General features: G+C 65.9%; 13 protein-coding genes and 8 tRNA genes. 5 read left to right on the forward strand and 16 right to left on the reverse strand.

Translation table 11 applies throughout. The annotated features are described in order from the left end of the window. Positions 1 to 167: 167 nt before the first annotated feature. From RWO33_RS12775 to RWO33_RS12835, 13 genes are all read right to left on the reverse strand, one after another. Positions 168 to 244: transfer RNA gene (locus RWO33_RS12775), tRNA-Asp, on the reverse strand. A gap of 27 nt (positions 245 to 271) precedes the next feature. Further along, a tRNA-Val gene (locus tag RWO33_RS12780) sits at positions 272 to 346 on the reverse strand. An 11-nt stretch (positions 347 to 357) separates the two neighbouring features. Then, a complete protein-coding gene (locus tag RWO33_RS12785; RefSeq protein ID WP_145478460.1) occupies positions 358 to 630 on the reverse strand; it encodes an HU family DNA-binding protein in 273 nt (90 codons plus the stop codon). Positions 631 to 835: 205 nt separating this feature from the next. Then, complete coding sequence (gene lon, locus RWO33_RS12790; RefSeq protein WP_314105239.1) at positions 836 to 3,301, reverse strand: endopeptidase La; 2,466 nt, start codon at positions 3,299 to 3,301, stop codon at positions 836 to 838. A 141-nt stretch (positions 3,302 to 3,442) separates the two neighbouring features. Further along, positions 3,443 to 4,732, reverse strand: coding sequence for an ATP-dependent Clp protease ATP-binding subunit ClpX (clpX, locus tag RWO33_RS12795; RefSeq protein WP_145478462.1), 1,290 nt, complete (start codon positions 4,730 to 4,732; stop codon positions 3,443 to 3,445). 126 nt (positions 4,733 to 4,858) lie between these two features. Then, positions 4,859 to 5,485, reverse strand: coding sequence for an ATP-dependent Clp endopeptidase proteolytic subunit ClpP (gene clpP, locus RWO33_RS12800; protein WP_102944205.1), 627 nt, complete (start codon positions 5,483 to 5,485; stop codon positions 4,859 to 4,861). A gap of 66 nt (positions 5,486 to 5,551) precedes the next feature. Beyond that, the gene (gene tig / locus RWO33_RS12805; RefSeq protein ID WP_314105241.1) at positions 5,552 to 6,847 is read right to left on the reverse strand and encodes a trigger factor; all 1,296 of its coding nucleotides are present in this window, start codon (positions 6,845 to 6,847) and stop codon (positions 5,552 to 5,554) included. Between the two features lie 202 nt (positions 6,848 to 7,049). Beyond that, positions 7,050 to 7,134: transfer RNA gene (locus RWO33_RS12810), tRNA-Leu, on the reverse strand. A gap of 277 nt (positions 7,135 to 7,411) precedes the next feature. Continuing rightward, a tRNA-Lys gene (locus RWO33_RS12815) sits at positions 7,412 to 7,487 on the reverse strand. 195 nt (positions 7,488 to 7,682) lie between these two features. Then, positions 7,683 to 7,758: transfer RNA gene (locus RWO33_RS12820), tRNA-Lys, on the reverse strand. An 85-nt stretch (positions 7,759 to 7,843) separates the two neighbouring features. Further along, positions 7,844 to 7,920: transfer RNA gene (locus RWO33_RS12825), tRNA-His, on the reverse strand. Positions 7,921 to 7,966: 46 nt separating this feature from the next. After that, a tRNA-Arg gene (locus RWO33_RS12830) sits at positions 7,967 to 8,043 on the reverse strand. A gap of 46 nt (positions 8,044 to 8,089) precedes the next feature. After that, positions 8,090 to 8,166, reverse strand: a tRNA-Pro gene (locus tag RWO33_RS12835). Positions 8,167 to 8,320: 154 nt separating this feature from the next. Here RWO33_RS12835 and RWO33_RS12840 point away from each other — a divergent pair. Next, positions 8,321 to 9,079, forward strand: a complete 759-nt coding sequence (locus RWO33_RS12840) for a Bax inhibitor-1/YccA family protein (protein WP_314105243.1) — start codon at positions 8,321 to 8,323, stop codon at positions 9,077 to 9,079. Between the two features lie 182 nt (positions 9,080 to 9,261). On the opposite strand, the gene RWO33_RS12845 is transcribed toward RWO33_RS12840, so the two are convergent. The 3 genes from RWO33_RS12845 to grxC all read right to left on the reverse strand — a co-directional run bounded on the left by RWO33_RS12845 (position 9,262) and on the right by grxC (position 11,233). Further along, a complete protein-coding gene (locus tag RWO33_RS12845; protein WP_145478465.1) occupies positions 9,262 to 10,269 on the reverse strand; it encodes an isocitrate dehydrogenase in 1,008 nt (335 codons plus the stop codon). Positions 10,270 to 10,544: 275 nt separating this feature from the next. After that, a complete protein-coding gene (locus RWO33_RS12850; protein WP_314105244.1) occupies positions 10,545 to 10,937 on the reverse strand; it encodes a carboxymuconolactone decarboxylase family protein in 393 nt (130 codons plus the stop codon). Then, positions 10,934 to 11,233, reverse strand: a complete 300-nt coding sequence (gene grxC, locus RWO33_RS12855; protein WP_145478467.1) for a glutaredoxin 3 — start codon at positions 11,231 to 11,233, stop codon at positions 10,934 to 10,936. The genes RWO33_RS12850 and grxC overlap by 4 nt, the downstream gene beginning before the upstream one ends. Positions 11,234 to 11,388: 155 nt before the next feature. Here grxC and RWO33_RS12860 point away from each other — a divergent pair, with 155 nt between their 5' ends. The 4 genes from RWO33_RS12860 (at position 11,389) to ppk1 (ending at position 17,427) form a co-directional block, all read left to right on the forward strand. Continuing rightward, positions 11,389 to 13,029, forward strand: a complete 1,641-nt coding sequence (locus tag RWO33_RS12860; protein WP_314105246.1) for a M48 family metalloprotease — start codon at positions 11,389 to 11,391, stop codon at positions 13,027 to 13,029. Between the two features lie 243 nt (positions 13,030 to 13,272). Next, complete coding sequence (gene phoB / locus RWO33_RS12865) at positions 13,273 to 13,962, forward strand: phosphate regulon transcriptional regulator PhoB (protein ID WP_145478469.1); 690 nt, start codon at positions 13,273 to 13,275, stop codon at positions 13,960 to 13,962. 46 nt (positions 13,963 to 14,008) lie between these two features. Further along, positions 14,009 to 15,349, forward strand: coding sequence for a phosphate regulon sensor histidine kinase PhoR (phoR, locus tag RWO33_RS12870; protein WP_314105249.1), 1,341 nt, complete (start codon positions 14,009 to 14,011; stop codon positions 15,347 to 15,349). Continuing rightward, positions 15,346 to 17,427: a polyphosphate kinase 1 gene (ppk1, locus tag RWO33_RS12875; protein WP_314105251.1), complete on the forward strand. Its 2,082-nt coding sequence runs from the start codon at positions 15,346 to 15,348 to the stop codon at positions 17,425 to 17,427. The genes phoR and ppk1 overlap by 4 nt, the downstream gene beginning before the upstream one ends. The last annotated feature ends 74 nt before the right edge of the window (positions 17,428 to 17,501 follow it).

Genomic DNA, 17,501 nt, shown 5'->3' on the forward strand with positions numbered 1-17,501 from the left:
CCCGCGACCTCCGGCGTGACAGGCCAGCATTCTAACCAGCTGAACTACCGCTCCGTTTTAATTTTTCAGAGTCAACCAACAGTCGACTAACAGTCGACTCTACAATCGACCATACAACCTTGTTACAGATAACAAGGCCCCCGATCGCTCAGGGGCCTCGTTGAAACTGGCGGAGCGGACGGGACTCGAACCCGCGACCTCCGGCGTGACAGGCCAGCATTCTAACCAGCTGAACTACCGCTCCACATTTCAAACTTTTACTGGCAGTGCCTGGTGGGTGCTGAGGGTTTCGAACCCCCGACCCTCTCCGTGTAAAGGAGACGCTCTACCGCTGAGCTAAGCACCCCAGCAAGCCGCTTAGTTTACGGCATCCTTCAGGGCTTTGCCAGCCTTGAAAGACGGATTCTTCGACGCAGCGATCTTGATGGTGTCGCCGGTCTTCGGGTTGCGGCCGGTACGGGCGGCGCGGTCACGCACCTGGAACGTACCGAAGCCCACCAGGGTCACGGCGTCGCCAGCCTTCAGGGCCTTGGTGACAGCAGCGATGACGGCATCGACGGCGCGAGCCGAATCGGCCTTGGTCAGGTCGGCGACTTCGGCAACGGCGTCGATCAATTCGGTCTTGTTCATTCTGTACAGCTCCTTTGGCGGGAATTCCGCATGTTCGACAGTAAAGCATCCGACCCGCAACGTGGCCGGACGCCAGTGAGTTCTCGGTTCGCACCGATCAACGATCTGCTGACCTGCGAGTGGTGCTTTTATACCAGCGCACCCCTACCCGCGCAAGCTGAAAAGCCAATAACGACGCGGGTTTCGGGCAATTCAACGACGCGCGTCAGTGCTTGACGCGCGTGGTGGAAGGTGCCTTGCTCTTGCCGCGCACTGTGACGCGTTGCCCATCCTTCTTCGGCTTCGGCTGCGTCAGCGGCGTTTCCAGTGCCAGGTCCAGCACCTCTTCGATCCACTTGACCGGAATGATCTTCAGGTCGCGGGTGACGTTGGCCGGAATGTCGGCCAGGTCCTTGCGGTTCTCCTCCGGGATGATCACCGTGGTGATGCCACCGCGCAGCGCGGCCAGCAGCTTTTCCTTCAACCCGCCGATCGCGGTGACGCGGCCGCGCAGGGTGATTTCACCGGTCATCGCCACTTCGGCGCGGATCGGCACCTTGGTCAGCATCGACACCAGCGAGGTCACCATCGCGATGCCGGCACTCGGGCCGTCCTTCGGCGTGGCGCCATCGGGCACGTGCACGTGCACGTCGTGCTTCTGCAGGAACTCAGCATCGATGCCCAGCCGTTCGGCGCGCGAACGCACCACCGACAAGGCTGCCGAGGCCGACTCCTTCATCACGTTGCCGAGCTGGCCGGTCAGGATCAGCGCGCCCTTGCCCGGCACCAGCGTGGATTCGATCTGCAGCAGGTCGCCGCCCACTTCGGTCCAGGCCAGGCCGGTGACCAGGCCGATTTCGTTCTGTTCCTCGGCGCGGCCGAAGTCGAAGCGGCGCACGCCCAGGTACTTCTCCAGGTTCTTGCCGTTCACCACCACCAGCGCCTTCTTCTTCGACGCCGCCTTCTTGCCGGCCTTGGCCGGCTTGGCAGCGGCGACCGGACCGGCCAGCGCGATTTCCTTCACCACCTTGCGGCAGATCTTGGCCACTTCGCGCTCGAGGTTGCGCACGCCCGATTCGCGGGTGTAGTAACGCACCACGTCCTGGATGGCGTCGGCCTCGATCTCCAGTTCCTCCGGCTTAAGGCCGTTGGCCTTGAGCTGCTTGGGCACCAGGTAACGCATGGCGATGTTGAGCTTCTCATCCTCGGTATAGCCGGGGATGCGGATCACCTCCATGCGGTCGAGCAGCGGGCCCGGGATGTTGAGCGAGTTCGAGGTGGCCACGAACATCACTTCGGACAGGTCCAGGTCCACTTCCAGGTAGTGGTCGTTGAAGGCGTTGTTCTGCTCGGGGTCGAGTACTTCCAGCAGCGCCGAGGAAGGATCGCCACGGAAGTCCATCGACATCTTGTCGATCTCGTCGAGCACGAACAGCGCGTTCTTGCTGCCCACCTTGTTGAGGTTCTGCACGATCCGGCCCGGCATGGAACCGACGTAGGTACGGCGATGGCCACGGATCTCGGCCTCGTCGCGCACCCCGCCCAGGCTCATGCGCACGAACTTGCGGTTGGTGGCCTTGGCGATGGACTGGCCGAGCGAGGTCTTGCCCACGCCGGGCGGTCCGACCAGGCACAGGATCGGGCCCTTCATCTGCTTCACCCGCGACTGCACCGCCAGGTATTCCAGGATGCGGTCCTTGACCTTGTCCAGGCCGAAGTGGTCGGCGTCCAGGGTTTCCTGGGCGACCTTGAGGTCCTTGCGGACCTTGGTGCGCTTCTTCCACGGCACGCCCAGCAGCCAGTCGAGGTAGTTGCGCACCACCGCGGCTTCGGCCGACATCGGCGACATCTGCTTGAGCTTGTTGAGTTCGGCCTTGGCCTTGGTTTCCACCGGCTTGGGCATGCCGGCGTCGGCGATCTTGCGAGCCAGCTCTTCCAGCTCGCCGGGCGCGTCGTCGAGGTCGCCCAGCTCCTTCTGGATCGCCTTCATCTGCTCGTTGAGGTAGTACTCGCGCTGGCTCTTTTCCATCTGCGACTTGACCCGGCCGCGGATGCGCTTTTCCATCTGCTGCACGTCGATCTCGCCGTCGACCAGGCCGACCAGCATTTCCAGGCGCTCGCCGATCTGCAGGGTTTCCAGCAGGCGCTGCTTGTCGGCCAGGCGCACGCTGATGTGCGCGGCGATGGTATCGGCCAGGCGCGCGGGTTCATCGATGCCGGCCAGGGTCTGCAGCAGCTCCGGCGGCAGCTTGCGGTTGGTCTTGACGTACTGCTCGAACAGCGACATCAGCGAACGCGCGATGGCTTCGATTTCGCGCGGCTCGCGCGACTCGTCCGATTCGATTTCCGACGCCACGCCCTGCAGCGCGCCGTCGCGCTCGGTCACCTCGGTGACGTTGACCCGCGACAGCCCCTCGACCAGCACCTTGATGGTGCCGTCGGGCAGCTTCAGCAGCTGCAGGACCTGGGCCAGCGTGCCGACCTGGTAAAGGTCGGCGGCGCTGGGGTCGTCGGTCTCGGCCGACTTCTGCGCGAGCAGCAGGATGCGCTTGTCCGCTTCCATCGCCTGCTCCAGCGCGTGCATGGATTTGTCGCGGCCGACGAACAGCGGAATGACCATGTGCGGGAACACCACCACGTCGCGCAGCGGCAGTACCGGCAGGTCGAGAGTCTCAGTTGGGGAACGGGCCATGTGGGCTCCAGTTGAGCAGTGGGGATGGCCTCCGGGCAGCGTCGCCCGGATACAAAAAAGCCGATGGCCCCGTTATGGGGCCATCGGCGTCCAGATGCAAGATGCTCTGAAAAACTTCCATCAATTCAAATGCTTGATGGATTATTCAGCGCCAGCGGCCTTCTGTTCAGGAGCCGGCGGGGTCTGGTAGATCAGGTACGGTTCGGACTTGTGTTCGATCACCGATTCATCCACCACCACCTTGCTGACGTTTTCCGCCGAAGGCAGGTCGTACATGGTGTCCAGCAGCACCGATTCGACGATGGTGCGCAGGCCACGCGCGCCGGTCTTGCGCTTGAGCGCCTTGCGGGCGATCGCCGACAGGGCGTCCGGGCGGAACTCCAGTTCCACGTGCTCCATCTCGAACAGCTTCTTGAACTGCTTGGTGATGGCGTTCTTCGGCTCGGTGAGGATCCTGACCAGGGCGGCCTCGTCCAGCTCTTCCAGGGTCGCCACCACCGGCAGGCGGCCGACGAATTCCGGGATCAGGCCGAACTTGATCAGGTCTTCCGGCTCGACTTCGGCCAGCACCTTGCCCACTTCCTGCTTGCGCTCGGCGCTCTTCACCTTGGCGCCGAAGCCGATGCCGCCGGCGTCGTTGGAGCGGGCCTGGATCACCTTGTCCAGCCCGGCGAACGCGCCGCCGCAGATGAACAGGATGTTCTTGGTGTCCACCTGCAGGAATTCCTGCTGCGGATGCTTGCGCCCGCCCTGCGGCGGCACGCTGGCCACGGTGCCTTCGATCAGCTTCAGCAGGGCCTGCTGCACGCCTTCGCCGGACACGTCGCGGGTGATCGACGGGTTCTCGCTCTTGCGCGAGATCTTGTCGATTTCATCGATGTACACGATGCCCTGCTGCGCCTTCTCGACGTCGTAATCGCACTTCTGCAGCAGCTTCTGGATGATGTTCTCCACGTCCTCGCCCACGTAACCGGCTTCGGTCAGCGTGGTGGCGTCGGCCATGGTGAACGGCACGTTGAGCAGGCGGGCCAGGGTCTCGGCCAGCAGCGTCTTACCCGAACCGGTCGGACCGACCAGCAGGATGTTCGACTTCGCCAGTTCGACTTCGTCGTTCTTCTGGCGGCTCTCGATGCGCTTGTAATGGTTGTACACGGCCACGGCCAGCGTGCGCTTGGCCCGGTTCTGGCCGATCACGTACTGGTCGAGGACTTCGAGGATTTCCTTCGGCTTGGGCAGCGAACTACGCGCCGACTGCGCCTTTTCCTCGAGCTCTTCACGGATGATGTCGTTGCACAGCTCCACGCATTCATCGCAGATGAACACGCTCGGCCCAGCAATCAGCTTGCGCACCTCATGCTGGCTCTTTCCGCAGAAAGAACAGTAGAGGATCTTGCCGGTGTCCGTGGAACGACCTTGGCGGTCTTCGCTCATGCTTCGCTTACCCAGTTACCCCACCCGCTGAACGGGGGTTCGATTCGAGAATAGCACAGGGCCGGGAGGACGCCAGTCCAGCCCGACCCTGCGGAAACAGGCCGGTTTCCCGGCCCGACGGCACCATCAGGCCGGGGTGATCGACTCTTCCGGGCGACGCTCCAGGACCTGGTCGACCAGGCCATAGGCCACCGCGTCGGCCGCGCTCTTGAAGTTGTCGCGCTCGGTGTCGCGCGCGATGGTCTCCAGCGACTGCCCGGTGTGCTTGGCCAGCACCTCGTTCAGGCGCGCACGCAGGGTGAGGATCTCACGCGCGTGGATGTCGATGTCGGTGGCCTGGCCCTGGAAACCGCCCAGCGGCTGGTGGATCATCACCCGCGAATTCGGCAGCGCATAACGCTTGCCGGCCGCGCCGGATGCCAGCAGCAGCGCGCCCATCGAGGCGGCCTGGCCGACGCAGATGGTGCTCACGTCCGGCTTGATGTACTGCATGGTGTCGTAGATCGCCATGCCGGCGGTGACCACGCCACCGGGCGAGTTGATGTAGATGCTGATGTCCTTTTCCGGGTTGTCCGCTTCCAGGAACAGCAGCTGCGCCACCACCACGTTGGCCATGTGATCGTCGATCGGGCCCACGAGGAAGATCAGGCGCTCCTTCAACAGGCGCGAATAGATGTCATAGGCGCGCTCGCCGCGGCTGGTCTGTTCGACCACCATCGGAACCATGTTCAGGGCTTTGGTTTGGTTGTCCATTTCTGAGGCACCTATTTGGGGGAAACCACCCCGCGCCAGCGGCGCGGGGCATGAAACGCCGCCCGCTTACTGGCGGATGGCGTCCTGGAACGACAGCGGCTGCTCGGTGTGCTGGGCGCGCTCGGCGATCCAGTCGATCACCTGCTCTTCCATCACGCGGTTCTGCAGCCCACTCATCAGCTGGGGGTCGTTGCGGTACATCTCAATGACCTGCTCCGGCTCTTCGTAGGTCGAGGCGATGAGGCGCATGGTTTCGTTCAGGCGCTTGGGGTCCAGGCGCAGGTCGTTGCGGCGGGCGACTTCGCCGACCAGCAGGCCGACCAGCACGCGCTTGGCGGCGGCGTCCTTGAAGCCTTCGTGGGCGTCGGCCGGGATCTCGCCCGGGTTGCGGCCGCTGCGGCGGATCTGCTCGACCTGCTGGGCCAGCATGGCGCGGGCTTCGTTGTCGACCAGGCGCGGCGGCATTTCCACCGAGGCATAGGCGGCGATCAACTGCTCGCCGACCTCGCGGCGCAGGCGGTTCATCAGCGCACCCTTCAGTTCACGCTCCAGGTTGGCGCGGATGTCCTTGCGGAACTGTTCCACGTCGCCGCCCTTCACGCCGAAGCTCTTGATGAAGTCCGCATCGACGTCCGGCAGCACCGGCTCGGACACGTCCACCACCTTCACGGTGACCTTGACCTGCTTGCCGGCCAGTGCCGGCACGCGCCAGTCGGCCGGGAATTCGACGTCCAGGGTCTTTTCCTCACCCTTGGACAGGCCGACCAGGCCCTGTTCGATCTGCTCGAACATCATGCCCTGGCCCACCACCACGCTGCCCTTTTCGGTGCCTTCGGCCGGCAGGCGCTCATCGCCGGCTTGCGACCAGGTTTCCAGTGCGACCAGGTCGCCGTCCTGGGCGCCACGGGTGACCGGGCTCCAGCTGCGGCGCTGCTCGCGCAGGTTGGTGATCATCTGGTCGATGTCGGCGTCGTTGATCTCGGCGGTGTGGCGCACCACGGTCAGCTTGCTGACGTCGACGTCGCCGAAGTCCGGGACCAGCTCGACGGTGGCCACGAACGAGAACTCGCCGTCATCACCCTTGTCGATGCGCGGCGCGCCGGCGATGCGCAGCTCGTGCTCGCGGACCGCGGCGTCGAAGGTTTCACGCAGCAGGCCGTCGACGGCTTCGCTGCGGACCTGCTGGCCGAAGCGCTGCTCGATCACCTTGGCCGGCACCTTGCCCGGACGGAAGCCCTTGATGCGCGCGGTGCGGGCGATTTCGCCCAGGCGGCCGCTGATGTGGGTCTGCAGGCGGTCTTCCGGCAGCGAGAAGGTCAGGCGGCGTTCCAGATTGCCGGTGGATTCGATCGAAGCTTGCATGTTGACTCCTGCCGCCGGTGGCACTGCCCCCGGCTCGAATGTTTGATGGATGAAGCGGGTGATGGACGCGTCGGTCGTGGACCCACATCCACGCCGCAGCCCTGTAGTTTCGCCGATAACGGCCAGCGCCGCCAGCACGCGGCGGGAAGCGTCAATCGAGGGCCTGTTCAGGGGGCGCCTCCCACGGCGGGCCCCCGGTGCATGGTGCGAAAGGGGGGACTCGAACCCCCACGCCTTGCGGCACTGGAACCTAAATCCAGGGCGTCTACCAATTCCGCCACTTTCGCGAGGGGCGCAGTATAGCCTTTCCTCACCCGTGACCTGGGGGCTTCGGAGACGTTTCAGCCACGCAGGGCGTGGCTCTACGTCCTGGCGACCCGGCAGACGTTTCAGCCACGCAGGGCGTGGTTCTACGTCCTGGCAACCCGGCAGACGTTTCAGCCACGCAGGGGCGTGGCTCTACGTCCTGGCGACCCAGCAGTAGAGCCACGCCCTGCGTGGCTGCGCCATGCCGGAATCGCAGGCAAGAAAAAAGCCGCCTGGCGAACCAGGCGGCTTCTGTCTTGGTGGGCTGTCAAGGATTCGAACCTTGGACCTATTGATTAAGAGTCAACTGCTCTACCAACTGAGCTAACAGCCCGAAAATCGGGAGGCGAATTATGACGCAATGCCGCACGGGGTTGCAAGCGGTTCCTGCAATTTTCGTTCAGGCGCCCTGTACGCCCGTAGAGCCACGCCCTGCGTGGCTGCTCTTCGTTCGGGGGGCGGCGTGTCGGCGCCATGCCGAATCGCAGGCAAGAAAAAAGCCGCCTGGCGAACCAGGCGGCTTCTGTCTTGGTGGGCTGTGAAGGATTCGAACCTTCGACCTATTGATTAAGAGTCAACTGCTCTACCAACTGAGCTAACAGCCCTGAAAATCCAGGCGCGTAGTCTAACGTCTGCGCCTTTTTTTGCAACCCCGATCCGCTTTCGGCGAACCGGGTTCCTTCAAATCAGTGGGGTGGCTGAGGGGATTCGAACCCCCGACCACCGGAATCACAATCCGGTACTCTAACCAACTGAGCTACAGCCACCACTGAAACCTTGAATTTTTTTGAATCCCCTGGCGTTTGCGCCGATTGGCGCGCCCGACAGGAATCGAACCTGTAACCGCCGGCTTAGAAGGCCGGTGCTCTATCCAGTTGAGCTACGGGCGCTCTGACCGGATTGTCGCATTCCCGTCCCGATTTGAGCAGCGGGACGTGGTCGGGGTAGAGGGATTCGAACCCCCGACATCCTGCTCCCAAAGCAGGCGCGCTACCAGACTGCGCTATACCCCGGTGGTTTTCTTCCCTCGGGGTTCCCCCCGAAAGAGTCGGCTATTGTGGGAAGTGACGAGGGATCTGTCAACGGTTTTCACAGGGTTTTTCACATCCGCTATGCTCGACGCAGTGCCGGATGGACCGGAACCCCACCCCTTCAAGGAGAATGGCAATGCGCAGCGGCAACCCCGCACTTTCCGAGTCGACCTTCCTCGACCTGGCCAGCGGCTCGGTCGTGACCTCGCCCGACCAGGCGATGACCATCAACGGCACCGTCAACAAGACCGGCATCCTGCTGCTGCTGACGGTCCTCACCGCCGCCTTCGCCTGGAGCCAGACCATCGGCGCCGATGGCCAGATTGCCCCGGGCGCGATGATCTACGCCATCGGCGGCGCGATCGGTGGCCTTATCCTGGCGCTGGTGACGGTGTTCAAGAAGGAATGGTCGCCGGTCACCGCGCCGATGTACGCGCTGGTGGAAGGCTTCTTCCTGGGCGCGATCTCGGCGGTGTTCGAAGCGCGTTTCCCGGGCATCGTGTTCCAGGCCGTGCTGCTCACCTTCGGCACCCTGTTCGCGCTGCTGGTGGCCTACCGCAGCGGCCTGATCAAGGTGACCGAGAACTTCAAGCTGGGCGTGGTCGCGGCCACCGGCGGCATCGCGCTGCTGTACCTGGCCTCGTTCGTGCTGGGCTTCTTCAACATCAACGTGCCGGTGATCCATGAAGCGAGCGGCTGGGGCATCGCCTTCAGCCTGTTCGTGGTGGTGGTTGCCGCGCTGAACCTGGTGCTGGACTTCGACTTCATCGAAAACGGTGCCGCAGCGCGCGCGCCGAAGTACATGGAGTGGTACGGCGCGTTCGGCCTGATGGTGACGCTGGTGTGGCTGTACGTGGAGTTCCTGCGGTTGCTGTCGAAGATCCAGCAGCGTTGATGCGAGGCATCCGCGGGTAGAGCCGACTGTTAGTCGGCTGCTGTTCGACCGCACGTAAACGCAACGAAAAAGGGCACCCGATGAGGTGCCCTTTTTCTTTGGAGCAGCCGACTGACAGTCGGCTCTACCTGTGGAGCAGCCGACTGACAGTCGGCTCTACCGTCGGCTCTAGCGCGCCGCGCTTACAGGCGGCTGGCGATGGCCTGGGCGAAGCCCATGGTGTTGCCGGTGCCGCCGAGGTCGCCGGTCAGCGAATCCTTGGCTTCCAGCGTGGCCACGATGGCCTTGCGCAGGCGCTCGGCGTTCTCGGTCTGGCCGACATGGTCGAGCATCTGCGCGGCCGCCAGCAGCAGCGCGCACGGATTGGCCTTGCCCTGGCCGGCGATGTCCGGCGCGGTGCCGTGCACGGCTTCGAAGATCGCCGCGTTCTCACCGATGTTCGCGCCCGGGGCCAGGCCCAGGCCGCCGACGAGGCCGGCGCACAGGTCGGAGATGATGTCGCCGAACAGGTTGGTGGTGACGATGACGTCGAACTGTTCCGGGCGCATCACCAGCTGCATGCAGCAGTTGTCGACGATCATTTCCTGGAACTCGATGTCCGGGTACTTGGCCGCCACTTCGCGGGCCACGGCCAGGAACAGGCCCGAGGTCGACTTGATGATGTTGGCCTTGTGCACGGCGGTCACCTTCTTGCGGCCGGTGCTGCGGGCCAGCTCGAAGGCGTAGCGCACGATGCGCTCGGACCCCTTGCGGGTGATGCGGGTGCCGGAGAAGGCGGTTTCGCCATCGGCCGAGACTTCCTGGCCTTCGGCCAGGTATGCGCCTTCGGTGTTCTCACGGACGGTGATCAGGTCCACGCCATCGCCGAAACGCGACTTGGTGTTCGGGAACGACACCGCCGGACGCACGTTGGCGTACAGGTCGAAGTGGCGACGCAGGCTGACGTTGATCGAGGTGAAGCCACCGCCCACCGGGGTGGTCAGCGGGCTCTTCAGGGCGATCCGGTTGCGCGCGATCGACTCCAGGGTGGAGGCCGGCATCAGGTCGCCGTGCTTTTCCAGCGCGACCAGGCCCGCGTCGGCGTCCTCGTACTCGAAGCCGGTGTCCAGCTTGCCCAGCACGTACAGGGTGGCGTCCATGATCTCCGGGCCGATACCGTCACCGCGGATGACCGTGATTTTCTGCGTCATGTGATTTGTTTCCGAACCGAGGGGGAGCGCCGTGGGTCCGGGGTCCGGAGCGTCGGCGCAAGGGAAGTTTCACCCGCAATTATGCCCCAGCCGGCCCCCGGACCCCAAATAGACCAAGGTAGCGCCGGCCGTTGGCCGGCCCACGGATCGCCTGGGGCCGTACCGACCAACGGTCGGTACCTACCTGCGCATGGGCCCCGGGGCGCCCATGCCGACCCACCGGCGCCGTGGCGCGCCCGGGTAGCGCCCGACCGTTGGTCGGGCGGCGCCATCCATCAGTGTTCGTGCACTGCCGGGGCGTCAGCGCCGCCTTCCAGCTGGTCCAGGAAGTCCACCGCGCGGCGCAGGTGCGGGATCACGATCGAACCGCCCACCACCAGGCCCACCGAGAAGGTCTCGAAGAACTCCTCGCGGGTCACGCCGGCGTCCTTGCACTGGGCGACGTGGTAGCTGATGCAGTCGTCGCAGCGCAGCACCATCGAGGCGACCAGGCCGAGCAGCTCCTTGGTCTTCACGTCCAGCGCGCCGGCCTGGTAGGTCTGGGTGTCGAGCGCGAAGAAGCGCCGCACGACCTGGTTCGGCTCGCCCAGGATGCGCTGGTTCATGCGCTGGCGGAATTCGGTGAACTCGGCGATCCGGTCCTTGCTGCCCTCGTCGGCCGTGCTCATGCCTGGCCCTGCCCGTTCAGCAGCGGCTCAAGCTTTCCCTCGCGATGCAGCGCCATCATGTCGTCGTACCCGCCCACGTGGACGTCGCCGACGAAGATCTGCGGCACGCTGGTGCGGCGGGTCCGGGCCATCATCTTCTCGCGCTCGGCCGGGTCCAGGTCGATCCGGACCTCGGTCCAGGACTCGCCCTTGCTCTTCAGGAAGTTCTTGGCGGCCACGCAGTACGGGCAGATCGCGGTCGAATAGAGGGTGATGGGCGGCTTCCCACCCGGGTTGGAAGCGACATCTTGGCTCACGGGAAACTCCACAGCGGAACGAGTGTCTGTATATGGTAGCCCTGCACCCGGATTTCCATGTCATCGGCGCAACACTGTGGGTTAACCGCAGATTTGCCCGCGGCCTGTCACTCTGGCGCGCTTCCCCACCCCACAGGCCCACCAGGAGCCCCGCTTTGCGCACCCTGTTGCTCACCGCCGCATTGACCCTGGCCCTGGCCGCCCCGCTGGCGTCGGCCCAGGACAGCAAGCTGCCGGACATCGGTTCGTCGGCCGGCGAGCTGCTGACCCCGGCGCGCCAGGCCGAGTACGGCGGGATGATGCTGCGCGAGCTGCGCAACTACGGCTACCTGCTGGACGATCCGCTGGTGGACGACTGGCTGCAGACCATGGGTGCCCGGCTCGGCTCCAACAGTGCCCAGCCCCGCCAGTCCTACACCTTCTTCATGCTGCGCGACCGGCAGATCAACGCCTTCGCCACCCTGGGCGGCTACGTCGGGGTCAACGCCGGCCTGGTGCTGACCGCCGAACGCGAAGACGAGGTGGCCGCCGTGCTGTCCCACGAAATCGCCCACGTCACCCAGCAGCACGTGCTGCGCGGGGTGGAACGGGCCCAGCGTGACCAGATCCCGATCCTGCTCGGCATGCTGGCCGCGGTGGTGGCCGCGCAGCAGGCCGGCGGCAATTCCTCCGGCGATGCGACCATGGCCGCGATCACCTCGGGCATGGGGCTGATGCAGCAGCGCCAGATCAACTACACGCGCAGCAACGAATCCGAGGCCGACCGCCTGGGCATCCGCACCCTGGCCCGCAGCGGCTACGACGTGGACGCCATGGCCGGCTTCTTCGAGCGCATGTCCGCGTCCATGCGCGGCAATGCCGGCGGCTATTCGGTGCCGGACTTCCTGCAGACCCATCCGGTCAACACCACCCGCATCAGCGAAGCCAAGGCCCGCGCCGAGCAGATGAAGAAGGACACGGTGCTGCTGACCACGGCCGTGCCGGGGGGGATCCGCCAGGAGCGGGTGAACCCGGCCGACCCGTCGTTGTCCGAGCCGGTGGTCCAGCGCAACAACCCGCTGTTGCCGGCCTCGATGCAGATCTCGGTCAACGCGCTCAGCCGCGGCGCCACGGGCCAGTTCGAGTGGGCCCGCGAGCGCCTGCGGGTGCTCAGCGCCGACACCCCCGGCGAACTGGCCACCGAGTACCAGAACCTGCAGCGCGCGCAGAAGAACGGCCTGACCGACCCGCAGCGCTATGGCCTGGCATTGGCGCGTCTGCGCAACAGCGGCGCGGCCGAGGCGCGGCGTGACCTGGCCGCGCTGCTGCAGGACCATCCGGACAACCTGTGGGTGGCGCTGGCACTGGGCGAGGCCGAATCGCGCTCCGGCCAGCGGGCCGAGGCCAACGCCCGCTTCGACACCCTGCTGCGCCAGCACCCGGGCAGCCGCCCGGTGGCGCTGACCTACGCGGAAATCCTCAACGAACAGGGCGGGCGCGAAGCCGGTCAGCGTGCCCAGGCCATGCTGCGGCCGTTGATGGCCCAGAGCGGCAACGACCCGGTATTCCAGCAGCGCTTTGCCCGTGCCAGCGAGCTGGCCGGGGACACCGTCCGGGCCAGCGAGGCGTATGCCGAAGCGGCGTTCCTGAACGGCCGGCCGGAGCAGGCGCTGATCCAGCTGCAGGCGCTGAAGAAGCAGCCGGCGCTGGACTATGTGGGCCGTGCGCGGGTCGATGCCCGGATCGAGACCATCACCCCGCTGGTGCTGGAGATGCGCAGGCAGGGTATCGATGATCCGGAGCTGGAGCGGCGGTAAGGGTGGGTGCGGCCCGGCAGTGCGTGGGCCGGCCAACGGCCGGCGCTACCGGAGGGATTTCAACGCGTGCGGGATTGCCTGACCGCTCTGGGGTAGCCCCGGCCGTTGGCCGGAGCTGCGAGTGCGTGAAGATGACATGAGGGCGACACCGCGATGAACCCGCCGGCGGCATAGTCACAAACATGTCATGAAACCGTAGTCTACTGGGATCATTCCCGGTCTGATGAGCCTTACGGTAGCCACGTGCAGAAACGCATCCTGATCGTCGATGACGAACCCGCGATCCGCGAAATGGTCGCCTTCGCCCTGCGCAAGGGCGACTACGACCCCATCCACGCCGGTGACGCCCGCGAGGCGCAGACCGCCATCGCCGACCGCGTCCCGGACCTGATCCTGCTCGACTGGATGCTGCCCGGCACCAGCGGCCTGGACCTGGCCCGGCGCTGGCGCAAGGAGGCGCTTACCCGCGAGGTGCCGATCATCATGCTGACCGCCCGCGGCGAAGAGAACGACCGGGTCGGCGGCCTGGAAGCAGGCGTTGACGATTACGTGGTCAAGCCGTTCTCGGCACGCGAACTGCTGGCGCGGATCCGCGCGGTGATGCGCCGGGCGCGCGACGATGACGAAGACGGCAGCGTGGCCGTGGGCAGCATCCGCATCGACGGCGCGGCGCACCGCGTGTTCGCCGGCGACCAGCCGGTGCCGATCGGTCCGACCGAATACCGCCTGCTGCACTTCTTCATGACCCACCCCGAGCGCGTCTACACCCGCGCCCAGCTGCTGGATCACGTGTGGGGCGGCAGCGTGTACGTGGAAGAGCGCACCATCGACGTGCACATCCGCCGCCTGCGCAAGACGCTGGAACCGTTCGGCGCGCAGGACATGGTGCAGACCGTGCGCGGCGCGGGGTATCGTTTCTCGACGTCCATGTAAGTGAGCGGGGCAGAGCCCCGCTCTACGCCAATCCATTGAGAGTGCAATGCCGCGCCACATCCGTTCTGCCTGGTTGAAAACGCTCGCCGCCCTGGCCGTGCTGCTGCTCGCCGCCGTGGGGGTGGGACTCGCCAGCGGCCATGTGTGGATGTGCATCGCGCTGGCATCGATTGCCGCGCTGGCCTGGCACTACTGGCGCCTGCGCAAGGTGCTGCGCCGGCTGACCGCCCGCCAGCGCTGGGACATGCGCGCCGGCGATGGGGTCTGGAACGAGCTGGACCGCCTGCTGTACCGCAACCAGCTGGAAATGCGCACGCGCAAGCGGCGCCTGCTGGACATGCTGCGCAGCTACCGCGCCGCCGCCGCGGCACTCCCGGATGCGGTGGTGGTGGTGGACCGCAACAGCCAGCGCGTGCAGTGGTTCAATGAATCGGCCACCACGCTGCTCGGCCTGCACCATCCCGGTGACCTGGGCGAGGCGCTGGTCGAACGCCTGCAACCGATGCCGCTGGCGCACTGGCTGGCCGGCGGCCGCAATGCCGAACCGATCCTCGACGTGCCCTCGCCGGTCGACCCGGCGATCCGCCTGAACCTGCGCCTGATCCCCTACTCGCCCGACTACTGGCTGCTGATCGCCCGCGACGTCAGCAAGCTGCTGCGGCTGGAACAGGTACGCCGCGACTTCGTGGCCAATGTCTCGCACGAGCTGCGCACGCCGCTGACCGTGGTGCACGGCTACCTGGACATGATGGAGCCGGAGGACTTCCCCGGCACCGGCCCGATGCTGGAGGAAATGCGCAGGCAGTCGCAGCGCATGGCGCAGCTGGTCGAAGACCTGTTGACCCTGTCGCGGCTGGAATCGCAGGAACACACCGAAGAAGAAACCGTGGCGATGGCGCCGATGCTGGCCACGCTGCGCCGCGAAGCCGAAGCGCACAGCCAGGGCCGCCACCAGATCAGCGTGGTCGACAACGCCGGGGTCGACCTGCTGGGCTCCAACAAGGAACTGCACAGCGCCTTCTCCAACCTGGTCACCAACGCGGTGCGCTACACCCCCGCCGGTGGCCGGATCGAGGTGGAGCTGGCGCGCGAAGGCCAGGGCGTGGTGCTGGCGGTGCGCGACACCGGCTACGGCATTCCCGCCACCCACCTGCCGCGCCTGACCGAACGTTTCTACCGCGTCTCCAGCAGCCGTTCGCGCGAAAGCGGCGGCACCGGGCTGGGGCTGTCGATCGTCAAGCACATCCTGGGCCTGCACCACGCGCGCCTGGAGATCCAGAGCGAGGTCGGCAAGGGCAGCGTGTTCTCGTGCCATTTCGATGCCGACCACGTGCGCGTGCGCACCGACACGGCCCTCCTTCCTTCAGCAGAAGATTCTTCCGCATGAGCACCCTTGTTCCCATCGCCGTGCCGGCGGACACCGACCCGCTGCGCGACCCTGCGCTGTACATCAACCGCGAGCTGTCGCAGCTGGATTTCAACTTCCGGGTGCTGGCCCAGGCCATGGATCCGCAGGTGCCGGTGCTGGAACGGCTGCGCTTCATGTGCATTTCCTGCACCAACCTGGACGAGTTCTTCGAGATCCGCGCCGCCGCTGTGCGCCACGCCCAGGAGTTCGGCCTGCCGCCGGCGCCGGACGGCATGGCGCCGCAGGCCATCCTCAACGCCATCCATGACCGTGCCGCCGAACTGGTGGACCAGCAGTACCGCTGCTGGAACGAAACCCTGCGCCCGGCGCTGCACGAGGCCGGCATCGACGTGCTCGGCAGGCATTCCTGGAACCACCGCCAGAAGCGCTGGCTGCGCGCGTACTTCCGCAACGAGATCATGCCGGTGCTGTCGCCGCTGGGCCTGGATCCGTCGCACCCGTTCCCCAAGATCCTCAACAAGTCGCTGAACATCGTGGTGGTGCTCAAGGGCACCGATGCGTTCGGCCGTGCCGGCCATCTTGCGATCGTGCGCGCGCCGCGCTCGCTGCCCCGCATCATCCAGCTGCCCGAGTCGCTGGGCGGAGTGCAGACCTTCGTGTTCCTCTCCTCGGTGCTGTCCACCTTTGTCGGCGAGATGTTCCCGGGCATGGAAGTCCAGGGTGCCTACCAGTTCCGCGTCACCCGCAATTCCGAACTGGTGGTGGACGAGGAGGAAGTGGAGAACCTGGCCCTGGCGCTGCGCGATGAACTGGTCGACCGCGGCTACCGGCCCGCGGTACGCCTGGAGATCGCGCACGACTGCCCGGCCGACATCACCCGCACCCTGCTGCAGAACTTCGGGCTGACCGAGAACGCGGTGTACCGCATCGACGGGCCGGTCAACCTCAATCGCGTGATCCAGCTGTACGACCTGCTGTCGCGACCGGAGCTGAAGTATCCGCCGATGAGCCCGCGCACGCTGCGCGACAGCGACGGCATCTTCGAGGTGGTCCGGCGCAAGGATGTCCTGCTGCACCATCCCTTCGACGCGTTCACCGCGGTGCTCGACCTGATCAAGCAGGCCGCGGTGGATCCCAACGTGCTGGCGATCAAGCAGACCCTGTACCGCACCGGCAAGGATTCGCAGATTGTCGACGCGCTGATCCAGGCCGCGCGCAACGGCAAGGACGTCACCGTGGTGGTGGAACTGCGCGCGCGCTTCGACGAAGAAGCGAACCTTGGCCTGGCAGACCGCCTGCAGGAGGCCGGCGTGCAGGTGGTGTATGGCGTGGTGGGCTACAAGACCCACGCCAAGATGCTGCTGATCGTGCGCCGCGAAGGCCGCAAGCTGCGGCGTTACGTGCACCTTGGCACCGGCAACTACCACAGCGGTACCGCCCGCGCGTACACCGACCTGAGCCTGATCACCGCCGATGCGGATATCGGCAACGACGTGCACCTGCTGTTCCAGCAGCTGTCCGGCCTTGCCCCGCGAACCCGCCTCAAGCGCCTGCTGCAATCGCCGTTCACCCTGCACGACGGGCTGCTGCAGCGGATCGAACGCGAGATGCACCTGGCCGACAGCGGCCGCCCGGGGCGCATCATCGCCAAGATGAACGCCCTCAACGAGCCGCAGGTGGTGCGTGCGTTGTATGCGGCCTCCCAGGCGGGCGTGCAGATCGACCTGATCGTGCGTGGCGCCTGCACGCTGCGCCCGGGCGTGCCCGGGATCTCGGAGAACATCCGGGTGCGCTCGATCGTCGGCCGCTTCCTGGAACACAGCCGGGTGTACTGGTTCGGCAACGATGGTGCGTCGGAGCTCTACTGCGCCAGCGCCGACTGGCTGGAGCGCAACCTGCTGCGCCGGGTGGAGACCTGCTTCCCGATCCTGGACCCGGAACTGGCCCGCAAGGTCTACCGGGACGTGCTGCAGAATTACCTGGACGACAACCTCAACGCCTGGGAACTGCACGCCGATGGCGAGTACCGCAAATGCACGCCCGGCCACGACCAGCCCCCGCATTCGGCACAGATGGCGTTGATGCAGGGGCAGTGATGCCCCGCGACCAAACCCCAAGTTGAGTCCCGCCCGGTGGGGGGGGTAGCTAGTGCGGCCCGGGGCCGGGCGCC

The sequence above is a fragment of the uncultured Stenotrophomonas sp. genome (genome assembly GCF_963519925.1).
Classification (GTDB): Bacteria; Pseudomonadota; Gammaproteobacteria; order Xanthomonadales; family Xanthomonadaceae; genus Stenotrophomonas; species Stenotrophomonas maltophilia_AE.